Consider the following 15,102-nt stretch of genomic DNA (forward strand, 5'->3'; position numbering starts at 1 on the left):
GCTCGCTGGGCTCATAACCCAGAGGTCACAGGTTCAAATCCTGTCCCCGCAACTGAAAAGAAGGTCCGGATCACACCAGTGATCCGGACCTTCTTGTTTATCCAATCCCGGCTCCTTCTCTGCATCAATAGTGACCGCCAACCCAAAGCGCAGTGCTAGCATCGAACGCGGATTGGCGCCGCGCAGAATTGATGGGAACCAACATGGTCAGCGAAGACTACGAACTCGGCAACGGCCGGCAAGTCCTCCAGAGAGACGGCCCCGTAGCTGTCTATCAGCAGGTGGCGGATGTCCTCATGGAACAGGTGAACCGCTTGGATCCAGGCGCACGGCTTCCTACTGAAGAATCGCTGATGGATCTGTACGGTGTCAGCCGCACCACCGTCCGCAAGGCAATCGAGGGCCTGGTGGTAAAGGGCCTTGTAGTACGTAGGCAGGGCAAGGGCACCTTTGTCATGGCCCAGCGCCCTGTGCGCATGCTCAACCGACTGGCGCCTTTCATGGAAACCTTCACCGCGGCCGGAATGAAGACCGTGAAGGGTCTCATTGAGTACAAGTGGATGGAGAAGGACCGGACGGTTCCTGCCAAGCTGGTGTCCGATGACAATCTGGTCTTGGTGATCCGCCGATCCTATTCGAGCGCGGGGTGGCCGTATGCCATTGCCGAGATCTTCATACCCTCGCACATCGGCCGGCACATCAGCCTGGCCGATGCAGAGCGGAACTCCATCTACCAAGTCATTCAAGATCGGACCCGCAAGCCCCTGCAGCGGGCCGAAATCACGGTGACAATGCAAGCACCTCCGGACCACTTGGCAGACGCCCTTAACGTTCGTGCATTCCCGGTGGTGCCTCGTCTGGAGCGAACCACTCTGGGTGCCCATGGCGAAGTCTTGGAGTGCACGGTGACGTACTTCCATCCAAAAGGGTTCGAGATCAGGGCCGAAGTGGCCACCGATATAAGCGCCGGTCCGTCCGCTACGAGCGCTCCCGCTTAGACCACGAGCGCTCCCGCTTAGACAGGAGATGGTCGGACCCGAACAGGATCCGACCATCTCCTTCCTGCAGTGCGGGAATGCCTACGCCATTCCCCAAGCTGCCCTAGAGCTTATCGAAGTCGGCTTCGTCGATGGTCGCCTCGGGGGCGGCGGGGGCGCCGGCAGAAATCGCGGGCTTGGAGCCACCAGACTTCAGTGCGGCCAGGCGGGCCTCGATCTCGGTCTGCTCTCCAAGATCCTCCAGCTGGTTGAATTGCGCGTCGAGGCTGGAGCTGGCCAGCTCCTGCTGGCCGAGTACCTTTGCCTCTTCGCGACGGATCTTTTCCTCGAAACGACCCACTTCGCTGGTGGGGTCCATGATATCGATGCTCTTGAGGGCATCGTGGACCTGATTCTGTGCCGCGACAGTCTTGGAACGGGCCACCAGCTCGTTGCGCTTGGCAGTGAGCTGGTTCAACTTGTTCTTCATCTGGTCAAGGCCGGTTTTGAGCTTGTCCACAACCTCGGACTGGGACGCGATGCTGGGCTCTGCGGTGCGTGCTTCAGACTCAGCAGCCATCTGGCGTTGAATGGCCACCTTGGCGAGGTTATCGAACTTCTCGGCGTCTACTGGATTTCCAGCGGAGCGGTACTCGTCCGCTTTCCTGGACGCCGCCAATGCCTTGTTGCCCCAGTCTTGGGCGTTCTTGATGTCCTCGTTGTAGTCCGCTTGGAGCATACGGAGGTTACCGATAGTCTGCGCGACCGCCGACTCGGCTTCGGCAATGTTGTTCGTATAGTCGCGAACCATCTGATCCAGCATCTTCTGGGGGTCCTCAGCCTGGTCGAGCAACGCGTTGATGTTCGCCTTTGCGAGCTGAGAGATCCGGCCGAAAATGGACTGCTTAACCATGGTGTTGCCTTTCGTCCTGCTCAGTTTTTTTACTGAAGTCAGTGATCAGTTGTTGTACCGCGTCAGGTGGGCGAAGGACCCACGTGGTCTGTTGGTTAGAAGCTGCCGGAGTCACCGCCGCCGAAGTCTCCGCCGCCGCCGCCGAAGTCGCCACCCCCACCGAAATCTCCGCCGCCGCCGAAGTCTCCGCCACCACCACCGAAGAAGCCTCCGCCGTCGTTGTGACCGCCGCCCCAGCCGCCACTTCCACCGTTGAGGATGGAGTTGATGAGGATGCCGCCCAGGATCGCTCCGCCGAGACCACCACCACCGCCCCCGCCGCCAAACATCCCTCCGCGGCCATAACCTTGGCCGGCGTAGCCGAAGTGGTCTACGTCTGCCTGGGCCAGTTGTGCCGCTTGCGCCGCTAATGAGTGCGCTTGTTGGGCATAGGTCAATGCGGTAACGGGGTCGTTGCGCGAGATGGACAGCGCGTAGTCGACGTTGCGTTGTGCCTCAGCAAGACGCGTGCGAGCTTCGGTGCCGACGCCTCCACGCCGGGCCGCGATGTAATCGGACGTTGCGCTGATCTGCGATTGCGCAGCCATGATGGTTTGTTGCATGGCGGCCTGGGCGCGCCGTGCCTGCTCTTGCTGGTCCCGGATGCCGGACAGCGCCTGGTCCAAAGCCTGATGTGCCGAGGACACGCGCGCGAGGGTCGCAATGGGATCGATCTTGCCACCTTGAATCTCGGCCTGGACCTGGGCCAACGCAGCCTCGACGCCAGCAACAGGGCCAGCCAGTTCAGGGTGTTGCCCCGACTGGATCATTGCCCGGGCTTGGGCCAAGTCCTGGCTTGCCTCTGCCACGGCACCTTCGAGGGAGTTCCTTGCCTCATCGAGGCTCGCCGCAGTCTTGGAGATCGCATCGATCAGGACTGTGGTTTGATGCAGGCCCTGCTCTGCTGCGCGGACGGCGACGGCGGCCAGGCTGTTCTCACCCGCCGCCAGCTTCTCTTGGGCGGTCGCGGCAGCGTGCTGCACAAAGGCCAGCCGCTCTTTGGCCTGCAGGATGTTGTCGGAAACCTGGGTCAAAGCCGACTCTGCGTATTTGGTACGCAGGTTCTCAAGGGATTGCTCCGAACCGGCGATCCTGGCCTCGGCGTCCCTGGCGCCGCTCGTCACGGCGGCGAGGGCTTGAGGAGCGTTCTTCTCCAACTCCCGGAGGGAGTCAAAGTCTGCCTTCTGGTCACGCAGCGAGCTGAGCGCGGCTTCCGAACGACGGATGATTTCACCGAGCCAGCTACGTTGCTGCTCTTCTGTGTCCGGGATGTGGTCATCAAGCTGTTGCTGCAACTTGAAAGACTCCGTCATGTGGTCTTTTGCCTCTTGGAGGGCTTTGGTGAAATTGACGACGGACGCATCACCGTATTGGGCCTGGGCGAAGCCCAGTTCCTGCTCGCTGGACTTGATGGCATCATCGGCTTCGATCAGGAGGGAGCCGCTCTTTTGGCGCAGCTCAGGAATGCTGAGACCGGCAAGCGGATCGAGTTGTTGCCCTTGGGGGCCGTAGCCGGCACCCGTTGCTGCGCCGTTCTTCTTGCGTCGGTTGCGCAAGTACAGATACGTTCCCGCACCGCCCGCGGCAACGACGCCGACCAGCACTCCGACGCTTCCGTTTCCGCTGGGCACGCTTCCGCTTCCACCGCCGGCCGCATCACCAATGGCTGCCGCTGTATCAATGGCCGCTTGGGCATAGTCCCTCTTGCCACCGCCAAGGTTTGCAGCAATAGCGTTCTGGGTGATGTTGGACCGCTTGGGATAAATGGCACTGGCGGAGTTCGGTGCAAAGTAATATTGGCCGGAGGTGGAAATGGCCAGAATGACGTCGGCCGGTCCCATGCCCTTCTTTGTGGCAACAGCCTGGCCCCACGCTTGCGGGGATGACGGGTTGTCGAAGGAGTTAACAGTTACAACATACAAGTTGTACTTGTGGTCCTTTAGGGTCTTTTGGATAGCATCCTGGACCTCGGCCTTGCGGCTGCCCAGAACGTTGGCATTGTCAACGATGTTCTGGCCGGTTGGAATTGTCACCGGATCCTCTGCCCAGGCCGCAGCTGTTGGCAGTGCCAACATTCCAGCCAGGCCAATGACGGCGAGTACGCGTGTAATTATTGACCGCATGTGCAACCCTTCAGCACGTCTGCGACTGGGACAAGGCGTACCAATCGTCACAGAATGCTCAGCGCCCCCACGCATGGTGTGCAAAGCCGCAGGTCGCTGTGGCAATTCCTCTTGATTCTATGGTGCACCTCCGGGAGCGTCCACAGCGGTGAATATGCCACCAGCGAAACACTGGAGAGAAGTTGATGATTGGCTCGTTACTGCGGTTTGTTGCCGTGGATCTCGTAGCGCTGAGACCTCGTACATGACTTCCAGCAAGCTCCCAGCGAACGTCCGCTTATGATCCAGTAATTGGGTACATAGTTATGGAAGACGAGGATGAAAGGAAGTCCCATGACGGAGAACCCAGCGCAGGGCAATGCACCAGAGAACCGCGAGGCGTCTGAGCCGCGGGACGTAGAAGGAACCGCGAATAGCGGTGCCGCTACGTCCCAGTCCGCCTGGAACTCCGGGCAGCAACAGGGTGAGCACGACGGAACCCATGCCACCACCCCATTGCCGGCATTCCAGCCCCCGACCACCCAGATGCATCAAGCCGGCGGCGCAACACCGTATCCGGGTCCGGAGCAGCAAAGCGGCCAGCCCCAGAACCCAGGGCAGCCCCAGAACCCGAGCCAGCACCAAGCTCCCGGCCAGTTCCAAGGCCCCACCCAGCCCCAGGGCCCCTACGGCGCCCATCAGGGTCCCGACCAGCGCCCGGCCTACCAGCAGCAGCAACCGTTCTACGGTGCTGCCAATCCGACCACCGGCCACACCGCCCCTCAGTTCCAGAACACCGGGCAGTACGGTGCGCCGCATGGCGGCATGCAGCAAGGCCACGGGCATTCCTCCCAGACGGCTCCCAAGCGCAAGCCGGCCTTCGGCGTCGGGACCTTGGTGGCGAGCATGCTCGCCGCAGGGCTCATTGGCGGCGGCGTGGTGGCAGGGGGCAATGCCCTGTGGGAGCACCCGGCGCCCGCTGCGGCCACCGGTGCACAGTCCAGCACGGTGATCGTCAATAACAAGGACGACGTGAATGCCATCACGGCGGCTGCAGCCAAGGCGTCGCCGAGCGTGGTAACCATCAAGGCCACCAGTGGTAGCCAAGGAGGTACGGGTTCCGGCATCGTTCTTGACGACAAAGGACACATCCTGACCAACACCCACGTAGTGACGTTGGATGGTGCTGCCTCCAACGCAGCCATTGAAGTTCGGACGAGCGACGGGAAGGTACTCAAGGGCACTGTCGTGGGCACTGATCCGTTGTCGGACCTGGCTGTCATCAAAGTCGACGGCTCCGGTTTGGTACCCGCGGCACTGGGTGACTCATCGAAGGTGAACGTGGGGGACACCGCCGTCGCAATCGGTGCACCGTTGGGCCTCACCGGAACGGTAACTGACGGCATTGTTTCCACCTTGAACCGGACCATCAGCGTGGCCTCTTCGGCGGCGCCGCAGAACGGAACCGATAACTCCCAGGGCGGCGGCCAAGGTTTCCAGTTCGCGCCCCCGAATGGTAGCCAAAGCCAGACGACTGCGGGCGCAGCTTCGATCTCCATCAACGTGATCCAGACAGATGCGGCCATCAACCCGGGCAACTCCGGTGGTGCGTTGGTGAACAGCAAGGGCGAGATCATCGGCGTCAACGTGGCCATCGCTTCGGCTGGAAGCGATACGACAGGATCTTCTTCGAGCGGCAACATTGGTGTGGGATTCAGCATTCCGATCAACAATGCTAAGCGGGTGGCCCAGGAGATCATCGACACCGGCAAGGCCAGCCACGCCCAGTTCGGTGTGTCGGTGCGGGCGAAGACCTCCACCGGGAGTGATTCGGGCTTCTCCGTCGGGGCCGAAGTGGCGGCAGTCACCTCGGGTTCTGCTGCGGCGAAGGCCGGGATTAAAGTGGGCGACGTCGTGACCAAGTTCGGCGATTACGCCATCAGCGACCCCGATCAACTGACGGCGGCAGTTCGCGAACAGCCCGCCGGTGCCAAGGTCAAGGTGACCGTTCAGCGCGGCGGGCAGTCCCAGGACCTGGACGTTACTTTGGATGCCGCACAGCAGTAAGGGCTCCTGAACAGGGGCACATGTAACGCATGACGGCGGGCCGCACCTCTTCGGGGGCGCGGCCCGCGGTGGTATGACGGTGCCCTGTACCGGGCCATGCCGGGTGCGCCGTCATGGCCCCGGTCAATCACTTGGCTAAACGGTCCTTAATGCGGACAGTGGATTTCCCGTGGCAATATGCTTAGCTAGGACGAGCCCACGCGCTGGGCAGTACATGGCCACGCTGCTGCGGTTGGCCGTCCACAAGCATGGAAGGCTGCTTCGAAGACAGTGGAAGAGACATTGAAGATTGTCGTTCTGGTCAAGCACGTCCCTGACGCGCAGTTTGACCGGCACATTAATGGGCCCGGAAACACGACTGACCGCGCCGAGAGCATTTTGTCCGAACTCGATGAATACGCTCTCGAGGCTGCCCTGCAGTTAGCGGAAGAGCGTGGCGGGCCGAAAGCAGGCAATGAGGTCATTGCCCTGACCATGGGTCCTGCGAGCGCCATTAACGCGGTCAAGAAGTCGCTCCAGATAGGGGCTTCCTCCGGGGTGCACCTCAGTGATGATGCGTTGGCCGGATCGGATGCAGCCGCTACGTCCTTGGCGTTGGCGGCAGCGGTACGCCACTTGTCTGCTGATGGGCGCCCGGTGGACCTGGTGTTGACCGGGATGGCTTCCACGGATGGTGAAACTTCGCTGGTGCCGGCTCAGCTGGCCGAGCGGCTGTCTTATCCGCAACTGACTTTCGCCTCCAGTTTGGAAGTCTCCGGCAGCACCGTTGTGGGCCGCCGTGACGCCGGATCCTTCTCCGAGACCGTCGAGGCCCAGCTGCCGGCAGTTGTTTCGGTGACCGATCAGATCAACGAGCCGCGGTACCCGAACTTCAAGGGCATCCTTGCTGCCAAGAAGAAGAAGATCGCGACGCTGAGCCTGGCCGACGTCGGAGTGGACCCTTCGCAGGTGGGCCATTCGGGCTCCTGGACTGTCGTCGCGTCCGCCGACCCCCGTCCGCCGCGCACGGCAGGGACCATCATCACCGACGAAGGCGACGCCGGCATCAAGCTGGTCGACTTCCTGGCCGCACAGAAGCTGCTCTAAGGGGACTCTCATCATGGCAAATGCACTTGTATTCATTGACACCCCGGGAGCCGTTCTTAAGAAGAGCAGCCTTGAGCTCCTGACGATCGCCCGCTCGCTGGGGGAGACCGCCGTCGCCGTTGCCGGCGAGCTGTCCGACGACGTCGCCAAGCAGTTGGGTGCCTACGGCGCCTCAACCGTTTACCTTCCCTCGGGCGGTGACCTCGGAGAGTACTTGGTTGGTCCGAAGGCCGCCTATTTAGCGGCAGCTGCGACAGCCTCCGGTGCAACCACGGTTCTTCTGGACAATTCGCCGGAGGGTAAGGAGATCGCCGGGCGCCTCAGTATCAAGCTGAACGCAGGCGTGATCACGGACGTGGTGGGTGTCGAGGCCGACGGAACGGCGCACAAGTCCGTCCTTGCCGGCTCGTACACCACCACCGCCAAGGCAACCACCCCGGTGGCTATCCTTTCCATCAAGGCCAATAACGTGGAACCCGAGACTGCTGCTGTCGCCGCTTCCCCCGGGACCGCGACCATCGAGGTTCCGGCCGACTCCCTGACCAGTGCCGCACGCATCACGGCCAGAACCGAGAAGCCTGTCAGCGGGCGCCCGGACCTGAGCGAAGCAAGGATCGTCGTGGCCGGCGGCCGCGGCGTGGACGGCGACTTTGGCCCGGTTGAGGAATTGGCGGATGCCCTGGGCGCGGCAGTGGGTGCTTCCCGCGCAGCAACCGACGCCGGCTGGATCGGGCATGATGCCCAGGTGGGCCAGACTGGCGTGACCGTGTCGCCGCAGCTCTACATCTCCGCAGGCATCTCCGGTGCCATCCAGCAGAAGGCCGGCATGCAGACCGCGAAAGTCATCGTCGCCATCAATAAGGACCCGGAGTCGCCCGTCTTCGAGATCGCCGATTACGGCATCATCGGCGACCTCTTTGACGTCCTGCCCCAAGCAACAGCCGAGATCAAGAAGCGGAAAGGCTGATTCATTTGCCTCTTGACGTTCAGTCAGCAACGAGCCCGTTCGATGCCTCCAAGGAGCGCGTCGAGCGGGTCCTTTGCTTTACGGCCCACCCTGACGACATTGACTTTGGAGCCGCCGGAACCATCGCTGCTTGGACAGCGGCGGGCGTGGAGGTGAGCTACTGCATCATGACCGACGGCGATGCCGGTGGTTTCGATCCCGTGGACCGTGAGCGCATTATCGAGCTCCGCGAAGAGGAACAGAAAAGGGCAGCAGCGCTGGTAGGCGTCCACGACATCCACTATCTTCACGAGCGTGACGGATACCTCGAGCCCTCCCACGGTGTCATCAAGCAAGTGGTGGCCCTTATCCGCAAGATCCGTCCTGACATTGTCCTCACCATGCATCCCGAGCGGAATTGGGACCGAATCCAAAAGAGCCACCCCGACCATCTGGCCGCTGGTGAGGCGGTGACCCGAGCCGTGTATCCCGCCGTCGAAAATCCCTTTGCCTATCCTGAGTTGGCTGACGCTGGACTGGAGGCCTACAAGCTCCCCTGGCTATGGTTCATCTCCAGCCCGGAGGCCCTGGAGAACCATGCCGTGGATGTCACCGGGCACGTCGACGCCAAGGTGGAGGCCATTCGTGTCCACGCCAGCCAGCACCCCGACGTCGAGCGCATGGAACGCGTGGTGCGGGACATGCTGGGGGCAAACGGCCAGCGCGCAGGATTGCCGGCAGGGTCCAGTGCTGAGTACTTCCACGTGGTTGCTGTTAACGGCAGCGCCACGATTGCCGGCTTCTGAAATTGCCGAAATGTAACCTGTGTCATATGCTGAATCTCGGTTAAATCATATTTATTCAGGAGAGGCAGTGTTTGATGGCGAAGACTGCGCAACAACCCGTTCTGGTGATCATGGGAGTTTCCGGTTCGGGCAAGTCGACCGTGGCCGGTGTACTGGCCGGCAAGCTGGGGTGGGACCTTGCAGAAGGAGACGACCTTCACCCCGAAGCCAACGTGGCAAAGATGCAATCCGGGCAGGCACTCAGCGATGAGGACCGTTGGCCATGGCTTGAGATCATTTCCCGCTGGATCAAGGAACACACTGAGGCCGGAAAGCCCGCGATCATCACGTGCTCGGCACTAAAAAAGAAATATCGCGACGTGCTTCGAGGCGAGAACGTTGTGTTCGTTTTCCTGGAGGGCAGCCGGGACAAGATTTCCGATCGCTTGGCGTCCAGGCACGGCCATTTCATGCCGCCCTCCCTCCTTGAGTCGCAGTTTGATGCGCTCGAGGAACCCACGGAAGAAGAAATTTACATGTCATTGTGTGTTTCAGCGTCACCTTCGGAAGAAGCGGACCAGGTCATTAAGCACCTCGGGCTCAGTCCCGTCGGTCACAGCTCAGAGGAATCGGCATCATGAGTTTTATGCAAGCAGCAACCAAGGCTGAAGCCTGGACGGGCCACGATACGCAACTCCTTGTTGTGGCGGCGATCGGTATCGCGCTCATTGTGGTGCTCATTGCCAAACTGAAGTTCCATCCCTTCCTGGCGCTGGTCCTCGGGTCGGCCTTCGTCGGGCTGGCCTCCAATGTGGAACTTGCCAAGGTCGTCAGTAACTTCGAGGACGGAGTAGGCGGTGTCCTCAAAGAAGTCGGCCTCCTCATCGCCCTAGGGGCGATGCTCGGAAAGCTGCTGGCAGATTCCGGGGGCGCCAACCGTGTTGTGGACAGTTTGCTGGCCAAAGCCACTGGCAACAAAGTGGTGTGGATGATCACGCTCGTGGCGGTCATCATCGGCTTGCCCATGTTCTTTGAAATCGGGTTGGTCCTTCTGCTTCCGGTGATCGTCCTTGTGACGCAGAGGTCCCAGATGAAGCTGATGCGTATTGCCATCCCGGCTTTGGCCGGGCTGTCCGTGCTGCACGGCCTTGTTCCGCCCCACCCCGGTCCATTGATCGCCATCAGCGCCGTCAAGGCCGACTTGGGAACAACCTTGGGGCTGGGCATCCTGGTGGCCGTTCCAACCGTCATCATTTGTGGACCGCTGTTCTCCCGCCTTGCCGCACGTTGGGTCCCCGTTGACGCTCCTGCAGTAGCCGGCGGCATCGATACCAAGCACACGGCGGACCTTAGCGACGTCAAGCGCCAGCCCTCGTTCCCGGTCACGCTCCTGACGATCATTTTCCCTGTTGTGCTGATGCTCTTGAAGGCACTCGGCGACATCATTTGGCCCGACGCCGGCTCGGCCCCCGCCATTCGGACCTTCTTCGACTTCATCGGCCAGCCCCTGGTTGCCATGACGCTGGCAGTGCTCTTGGCCATGGTGACGTTTGGATACGCGGTCGGTTTCAAGGGCAGCTCGATTACCACGAGGCTCGGTCAGAGCCTTGGCCCCATTGCGGGGATCCTGTTGATCGTTGGTGCAGGTGGCGGCTTCAAACAAACACTGATTGGCGCAGGCGTCGGCGACGCAGTCAAGAAGTGGGCTGAAGGTGCCAACATGTCCGTGCTGGTGCTCGGCTTCATCGTGGCCGTTGCTCTTCGCCTGGCCACAGGCTCGGCCACGGTCGCCACCGTGACAGCGGCTGGTATCGTTGCGCCGCTCGCGAGCAGCCTCAGCCCAACACACGCTGCCCTGCTGGCCTTGGCCGTCGGTGCTGGCTCGTTGTTCCTCTCGCATGTCAATGACGCCGGATTCTGGCTGGTCAAGGAACTCTTTGGGTTGACCGTGGGGCAGACGTTCAAAACCTGGTCAGTCATGGAAACACTGATCTCCCTGGTCGGGTTCGCGTTCGTGATGCTGCTCTCGCTCGTCATTTAGCTGCAACACACTTAGGCAAGCCCGAAAGGGAAGCCAAACAAAAGTACGACGGCGGCCGCGCACCGAAAGGTGGCGGCCGCCGTCGGCCGTTAAGCCTGCCGCTAGTGGCGGGGTGGCAATCGGGTGAAACCGGCTAAGCGGCCAGCGTGACCACCAGGACCGGCGGCTGGGTTGGTTGTTTCGAGCCCCCGGCGGGCTCCACCGTGATGGCCATCGAAGAAGCGGAGGATAGTCCCTTGACTACGGCCGGTTTGGTGAGGGCCTCGGCGTCCATGGTGCCTTGCGAAACCGGTGCAGAACCGTCCTTGGGTAGCGTCCAGAGCTGGTAGACCTTGCCGACCGGTGCAGGGGCCACCCCCTTCATTTGGACTACAAAGGAATCCTTGGCTGAGGATTCAGAGACCGTGGCCGTGCCCCCGCCGGGTACCGGCGCGGACTTCGCTTGGACATCCTGTGCCTGCAAGACTTGGTTGACGGGGTCGTTCTGGGTGGAGACATAGGTACCCACGCCGATTCCACCGAGTGCAATAACCGCCGCTGCAGCTGCGCCAACAATCCAGCGACGAGCAGTGGCCGGGCTCCGTTTTTCGGCACGCTTGGCACGGGCAGCCGCGAGGTCGGCAACCACCGGTTCCCGCCCCTGGATGGAGGGGGCAGGAGGTTCGACGGCGGCATCGGCAGCAATGCGCTCCACGATGTTATTGAAGAGGCTGGCCGGCGGTTCTTCTTCCGGAGCGAAGCTGACGGCCAGGGCTTCACGCGCCTGACGGACCCGCTCATGGAACTCGGGGGCATCCGGCGCGTCCTTGATGTAGGCGTCGATCATGTCCCGCTCTTGGTTAGTCACAGCGTGGAGGGCATATATTTCTGCCAATTCGAGGACCCTGCCCTCGGAGAGGTCGGTAGCGATGTCATTGGCAAACATTCGTCGCATAAAGCTTCCGCCCGCGTTGTCGGTCATTTCAGCTCACCCCCAAGCAGGTCTTCAGCCGCAGGAGTCCATCGCGGATGCGGGACTTGATGGTGGGAACGGCGGCGCCCAGGCGCTCAGCGACTTCCCGATAGGTCAGGCCGCCGTAGTACGCGAGGCGGACCGATTCCCGCTGCGTGTCGGTCAGGGTGCCAAGGCATCTGCTGACGGCCTCGGCTTCCAATGCCGTATCGGCCTCTTCGACCACTAAGTCACGGTCCCTGTCCTGGCTTGCCGCTCCGTATTTCGCTTCCCGGTCCGTCGCGGCCTGGACTGCCCGCACGCGGTCTATGGCGCGCCGATGGGCGATTGTCATGAGCCAGGCCAATGGACTGCCGGCGGCGCGATCGAAGCGCGCAGCACCTTGCCAGACTTGGAGGTAGACCTCTTGGGTGGCGTCCTCGCTGAGGTCGGGATCCACAAGAACCCGCTTCGCCATGCCAAATACTCGCCTGGAGGTGAGGCGGTAGAACTCGGCGAAAGCCCGTTGATCGCCTGCAGCCACCAGCCCGAGCAACTCCGTCAACTGGTTGTTGAGGTCCGCGGCTGGGTTGGGGGCCTCAAAGACTGCGGGGCCGGGGTTGTTGGGGGTGTCCATCACTGTCCAGCATATGTCGTCGACATGGAAAGCGGCAGCATGCCTGCTTTGTGTTGCGGGCGGCTGGGGCATTGTGGTCGCTGCGGCACGCAGGCTGGCTGTTGCGGCCCTGACCTTCAATGCGCTCACATCGGCTCCCTCATTGACCAACGATGGACGGTGTATCCATGCATAAGGTATTCGGTGCGGCGGCGCTGTTGGATGGGCCTAGATCTGCGCTCCGGAAAACCCGTTTTGCCGCCACGCCTCGAAAACTGCGATGGAGGCCGCATTAGCCAGGTTCAAGGATCGCAGGGTGGGCCGCATGGGCAACCGCACCCGGGCCGTAACGTGGGGGTCTTGTTTCAACCACGAGGGGAGCCCGACGGACTCCGGTCCAAACATCAGAACGTCGCCAGGCCGATAGCTGATGTCTGTGTAAGAAGTGTCTCCATCGGAGGTAAATGCGAAGACCCGCTCGGGCTCCAGAGCTGTCCACGCGGCGTCGATGTCAGGATGCACCGTGACGACGGCGAGATCGTGGTAATCAAGCCCGGCCCGCCGGAGCTTGGCATCGGAAAAGTCGAACCCGAGCGGTTCCACCAGATGGAGCTCCGCTCCGGTGATGGCGGCCAATCGAATGGCGTTCCCCGTGTTGCCGGGAATTTCTGGAGTGTGGAAGAGGATGCGGAACACCGTCCTATCCTAGCGAGGTACGGGGGTGCGCGCCGACTCAGCGTGCGGCTGCTCCTACTCGTGCGTGACTAGTGCATTCCGCGCAGCAACCTGGCAAGGACCGGGACCACCACGGTGTTGGGTGCAGGACCCGAACTGAGAAACTGCTTCAGCCCTCTCGCCAATCCGGCTCCATTGACCACTTCCACCGCCGCGGGACTGGACGAACCTTTGCCGTGCCAATCGACAACGGGTTGGTGGAGATTGCCGTCCGGGCTGTGCAACACTACCCAGCCTGTCACGTTCAGTTCCGGAAAGATGTTCTGCATATGCCGAACGGTGCTGGCCAATTGCGGGGGTGCGACGGACCTGCTGCCATTCCGTAGCGAGATACCGTCCCAGGCGTAGGCGCCCTTGGGTAGCAACATGGAGTCGACCAAGGCCAGCCGGTAACCCGAGAGGACTGCATGGTCGATGTGGCTGTTGTCCGCTGGTGCTCGCAGGCCATTGATGAGCCGGGCGGCCGGGATGGCGGAGAGAACCTGCCGACTGATCAGCTGTACCGTCCGCATCTCGCGCTGGATCCGCGCCTCCGCGCCGAACAGGCCGCGCTTGCGCGGCAGCCCGTGAACCTGTGTCGCCGCCTCTGACTCCGGTATGAGCGGTACTTCCCCCGGGTCCTCGAACGATGGAACGTAGACCGGGGGATCACCAGCCGTGCTGGCCGTCTTGCCGGGAGTTTGATCGCGCCGGACGTGGGCCGTGGTACTCGGCCCCGGAGCCCGAGCGCCTCGGTAATCCCCGGGGCTTGACTGATGATGTTGAAAGTCTCCGGCGCCATACCTGCGGTCATAGTCAGCGCGCCGCTCCGGATCGATCAGTGTTTCGTACGCAAGGGTTACCCGTCTGAACATCTCGGCTTCACCGCCGTGATCGGGGTGTGAAACCCGGGCAGCCTTGCGATAGGCCGCTTTGATTTCCTTCTCCGTCGCCGTCACCGGGACCCGGAGGACCTGGTAATGCGAACTGCTGACGTCGGCCAAGCACAGGCCCTTCTTCTCGTTGATGATCGTTCCCCCGGCAGGGGTTGTACTGGCAAGTTTATCCAGCCACCTACTGAACGAAGCATGCATAAGTTGTGGTTCCCGATCGCCGCAAGTAAAGCAGTAGATGTTGTTTTTAGAGATATCCTTGACCCATGATCTCCACCCGATCCGCCTGGCGCGAACGGATCTCGGCCATCGCATCACTCGATGATGAGATGCGGAGGCGCCTCTTCGCTTACCTCCGCCAAGCTCAGGACGCGGTGGGCCGCGATGAGGCCGCCCGCGCTATGGGCATTCCCCGCAGCACAGCGTCTTTTCACCTGGATCGCTTGGTGCGGGCAGGGCTGGCCGTTGTCGAGTTCAGGAAGCAGGCTGACAAGGGTGGCCCGGGCTCGGGGCGGCCTGCCAAGTTCTACCGCCCGGCGTTGAACGAGGTAGTGGCGTCAGTGCCCGAGCGCCAGTATGACGTGGCGGGAGACCTGTTGGCCGCCGTCGTGGCACGTTCGTTGCCCGGAAGGGTTCCCGTGGGTGAGGCGTTGCTGGAAGTTGCGGAGGCGAGGGGCCGGGAGTTCGGCCGTCCAGGGGATGTGGCGGGCGCCTTAGCGGACGTGGGTTATGAACCTGCCCCGCAGGAAGACGGCGGATATCGCCTCCTCAATTGCCCCTTCCATCAGCTCTCCCAGGACCACCCGGATGTGGTTTGTGCCATGAACGCCGCCTTCCTGAAGGGGACGGCGACAGCATCAGGGTTGGCTGCGGACAGTGTCCGCCCCGATCCCGGCCCAGGCCATTGCTGTGCACGGATCGATGCGCCCGGTCATCGTCCCGAGGAAGCACACGATTCCGCGGTTCCGGATCACCGGGATCGGTAGAATTAC

14 protein-coding genes are annotated in these 15,102 nt (G+C 62.0%); 8 read left to right on the top strand and 6 right to left on the bottom strand.

The features are described 5' to 3' along the window. Positions 1-203 precede the first annotated feature (203 nt). Positions 204-998: a GntR family transcriptional regulator gene (locus tag QRN04_RS16495; RefSeq protein WP_284977114.1), complete on the top strand. Its 795-nt coding sequence runs from the start codon at positions 204-206 to the stop codon at positions 996-998. A gap of 103 nt (positions 999-1,101) precedes the next feature. Here QRN04_RS16495 and QRN04_RS16500 read toward each other — a convergent pair whose 3' ends face one another. Further along, on the bottom strand, positions 1,102-1,890 hold the full coding sequence (locus tag QRN04_RS16500) for a PspA/IM30 family protein (protein ID WP_284977115.1): 789 nt from the start codon (positions 1,888-1,890) through the stop codon (positions 1,102-1,104). Between the two features lie 95 nt (positions 1,891-1,985). Beyond that, positions 1,986-4,052: a TPM domain-containing protein gene (locus QRN04_RS16505; RefSeq protein WP_284977116.1), complete on the bottom strand. Its 2,067-nt coding sequence runs from the start codon at positions 4,050-4,052 to the stop codon at positions 1,986-1,988. Between the two features lie 333 nt (positions 4,053-4,385). On the opposite strand from QRN04_RS16505, the gene QRN04_RS16510 reads away from it, so the two are divergent. From QRN04_RS16510 to QRN04_RS16535, 6 genes are all read left to right on the top strand, one after another. After that, positions 4,386-6,098 carry a trypsin-like peptidase domain-containing protein gene (locus tag QRN04_RS16510; RefSeq protein WP_284977117.1) on the top strand — a complete coding sequence of 571 codons (1,713 nt, stop codon included), beginning with the start codon at positions 4,386-4,388 and terminating at the stop codon, positions 6,096-6,098. A gap of 282 nt (positions 6,099-6,380) precedes the next feature. Continuing rightward, positions 6,381-7,184, top strand: a complete 804-nt coding sequence (locus QRN04_RS16515; RefSeq protein ID WP_284977118.1) for an electron transfer flavoprotein subunit beta/FixA family protein — start codon at positions 6,381-6,383, stop codon at positions 7,182-7,184. Between the two features lie 13 nt (positions 7,185-7,197). Beyond that, positions 7,198-8,151 (top strand): electron transfer flavoprotein subunit alpha/FixB family protein, encoded by a 954-nt coding sequence (locus QRN04_RS16520; protein ID WP_284977119.1) that lies wholly within the window; start codon positions 7,198-7,200, stop codon positions 8,149-8,151. Positions 8,152-8,156: 5 nt separating this feature from the next. Beyond that, complete coding sequence (locus QRN04_RS16525) at positions 8,157-8,936, top strand: PIG-L deacetylase family protein (RefSeq protein WP_284977120.1); 780 nt, start codon at positions 8,157-8,159, stop codon at positions 8,934-8,936. A gap of 74 nt (positions 8,937-9,010) precedes the next feature. Next, a complete protein-coding gene (locus QRN04_RS16530; RefSeq protein WP_284977121.1) occupies positions 9,011-9,556 on the top strand; it encodes a gluconokinase in 546 nt (181 codons plus the stop codon). Next, positions 9,553-10,956, top strand: coding sequence for a GntT/GntP/DsdX family permease (locus QRN04_RS16535; protein WP_284977122.1), 1,404 nt, complete (start codon positions 9,553-9,555; stop codon positions 10,954-10,956). The genes QRN04_RS16530 and QRN04_RS16535 overlap by 4 nt, the downstream gene beginning before the upstream one ends. Before the next feature lie 133 nt (positions 10,957-11,089). On the opposite strand, the gene QRN04_RS16540 is transcribed toward QRN04_RS16535, so the two are convergent. The 4 genes from QRN04_RS16540 to QRN04_RS16555 form a co-directional block, all read right to left on the bottom strand. Continuing rightward, positions 11,090-11,917: an anti-sigma factor gene (locus QRN04_RS16540; protein ID WP_284977123.1), complete on the bottom strand. Its 828-nt coding sequence runs from the start codon at positions 11,915-11,917 to the stop codon at positions 11,090-11,092. Between the two features lies 1 nt (position 11,918). Then, positions 11,919-12,524, bottom strand: coding sequence for an ECF RNA polymerase sigma factor SigK (sigK, locus tag QRN04_RS16545; protein WP_284977174.1), 606 nt, complete (start codon positions 12,522-12,524; stop codon positions 11,919-11,921). Between the two features lie 207 nt (positions 12,525-12,731). Further along, the gene (locus QRN04_RS16550) at positions 12,732-13,199 is read right to left on the bottom strand and encodes a tRNA (cytidine(34)-2'-O)-methyltransferase (RefSeq protein ID WP_284977124.1); all 468 of its coding nucleotides are present in this window, start codon (positions 13,197-13,199) and stop codon (positions 12,732-12,734) included. A 68-nt stretch (positions 13,200-13,267) separates the two neighbouring features. Further along, the gene (locus QRN04_RS16555) at positions 13,268-14,221 is read right to left on the bottom strand and encodes a J domain-containing protein (RefSeq protein ID WP_284977175.1); all 954 of its coding nucleotides are present in this window, start codon (positions 14,219-14,221) and stop codon (positions 13,268-13,270) included. Between the two features lie 155 nt (positions 14,222-14,376). Here QRN04_RS16555 and QRN04_RS16560 point away from each other — a divergent pair, with 155 nt between their 5' ends. Further along, positions 14,377-15,096 carry a helix-turn-helix transcriptional regulator gene (locus QRN04_RS16560; RefSeq protein ID WP_284977125.1) on the top strand — a complete coding sequence of 240 codons (720 nt, stop codon included), beginning with the start codon at positions 14,377-14,379 and terminating at the stop codon, positions 15,094-15,096. Positions 15,097-15,102: the final 6 nt, after the last annotated feature.

Origin of the sequence: Arthrobacter sp. efr-133-TYG-104, assembly GCF_030208915.1 — a bacterium.
GTDB lineage: Bacteria > Actinomycetota > Actinomycetes > Actinomycetales > Micrococcaceae > Arthrobacter.

Coding starts and splice junctions, on each gene's coding strand:
- QRN04_RS16510 (WP_284977117.1), top strand. CDS start 4,386: ATGACGGAGAACCCAGCGCAGGGCAATGCACCAGAGAACCGCGAGGCG.
- QRN04_RS16535 (WP_284977122.1), top strand. CDS start 9,553: ATGAGTTTTATGCAAGCAGCAACCAAGGCTGAAGCCTGGACGGGCCAC.
- QRN04_RS16495 (WP_284977114.1), top strand. CDS start 204: ATGGTCAGCGAAGACTACGAACTCGGCAACGGCCGGCAAGTCCTCCAG.
- sigK (WP_284977174.1), bottom strand. CDS start 12,524: ATGGACACCCCCAACAACCCCGGCCCCGCAGTCTTTGAGGCCCCCAAC.
- QRN04_RS16505 (WP_284977116.1), bottom strand. CDS start 4,052: ATGCGGTCAATAATTACACGCGTACTCGCCGTCATTGGCCTGGCTGGA.
- QRN04_RS16530 (WP_284977121.1), top strand. CDS start 9,011: ATGGCGAAGACTGCGCAACAACCCGTTCTGGTGATCATGGGAGTTTCC.
- QRN04_RS16560 (WP_284977125.1), top strand. CDS start 14,377: ATGATCTCCACCCGATCCGCCTGGCGCGAACGGATCTCGGCCATCGCA.
- QRN04_RS16520 (WP_284977119.1), top strand. CDS start 7,198: ATGGCAAATGCACTTGTATTCATTGACACCCCGGGAGCCGTTCTTAAG.
- QRN04_RS16540 (WP_284977123.1), bottom strand. CDS start 11,917: ATGACCGACAACGCGGGCGGAAGCTTTATGCGACGAATGTTTGCCAAT.
- QRN04_RS16500 (WP_284977115.1), bottom strand. CDS start 1,890: ATGGTTAAGCAGTCCATTTTCGGCCGGATCTCTCAGCTCGCAAAGGCG.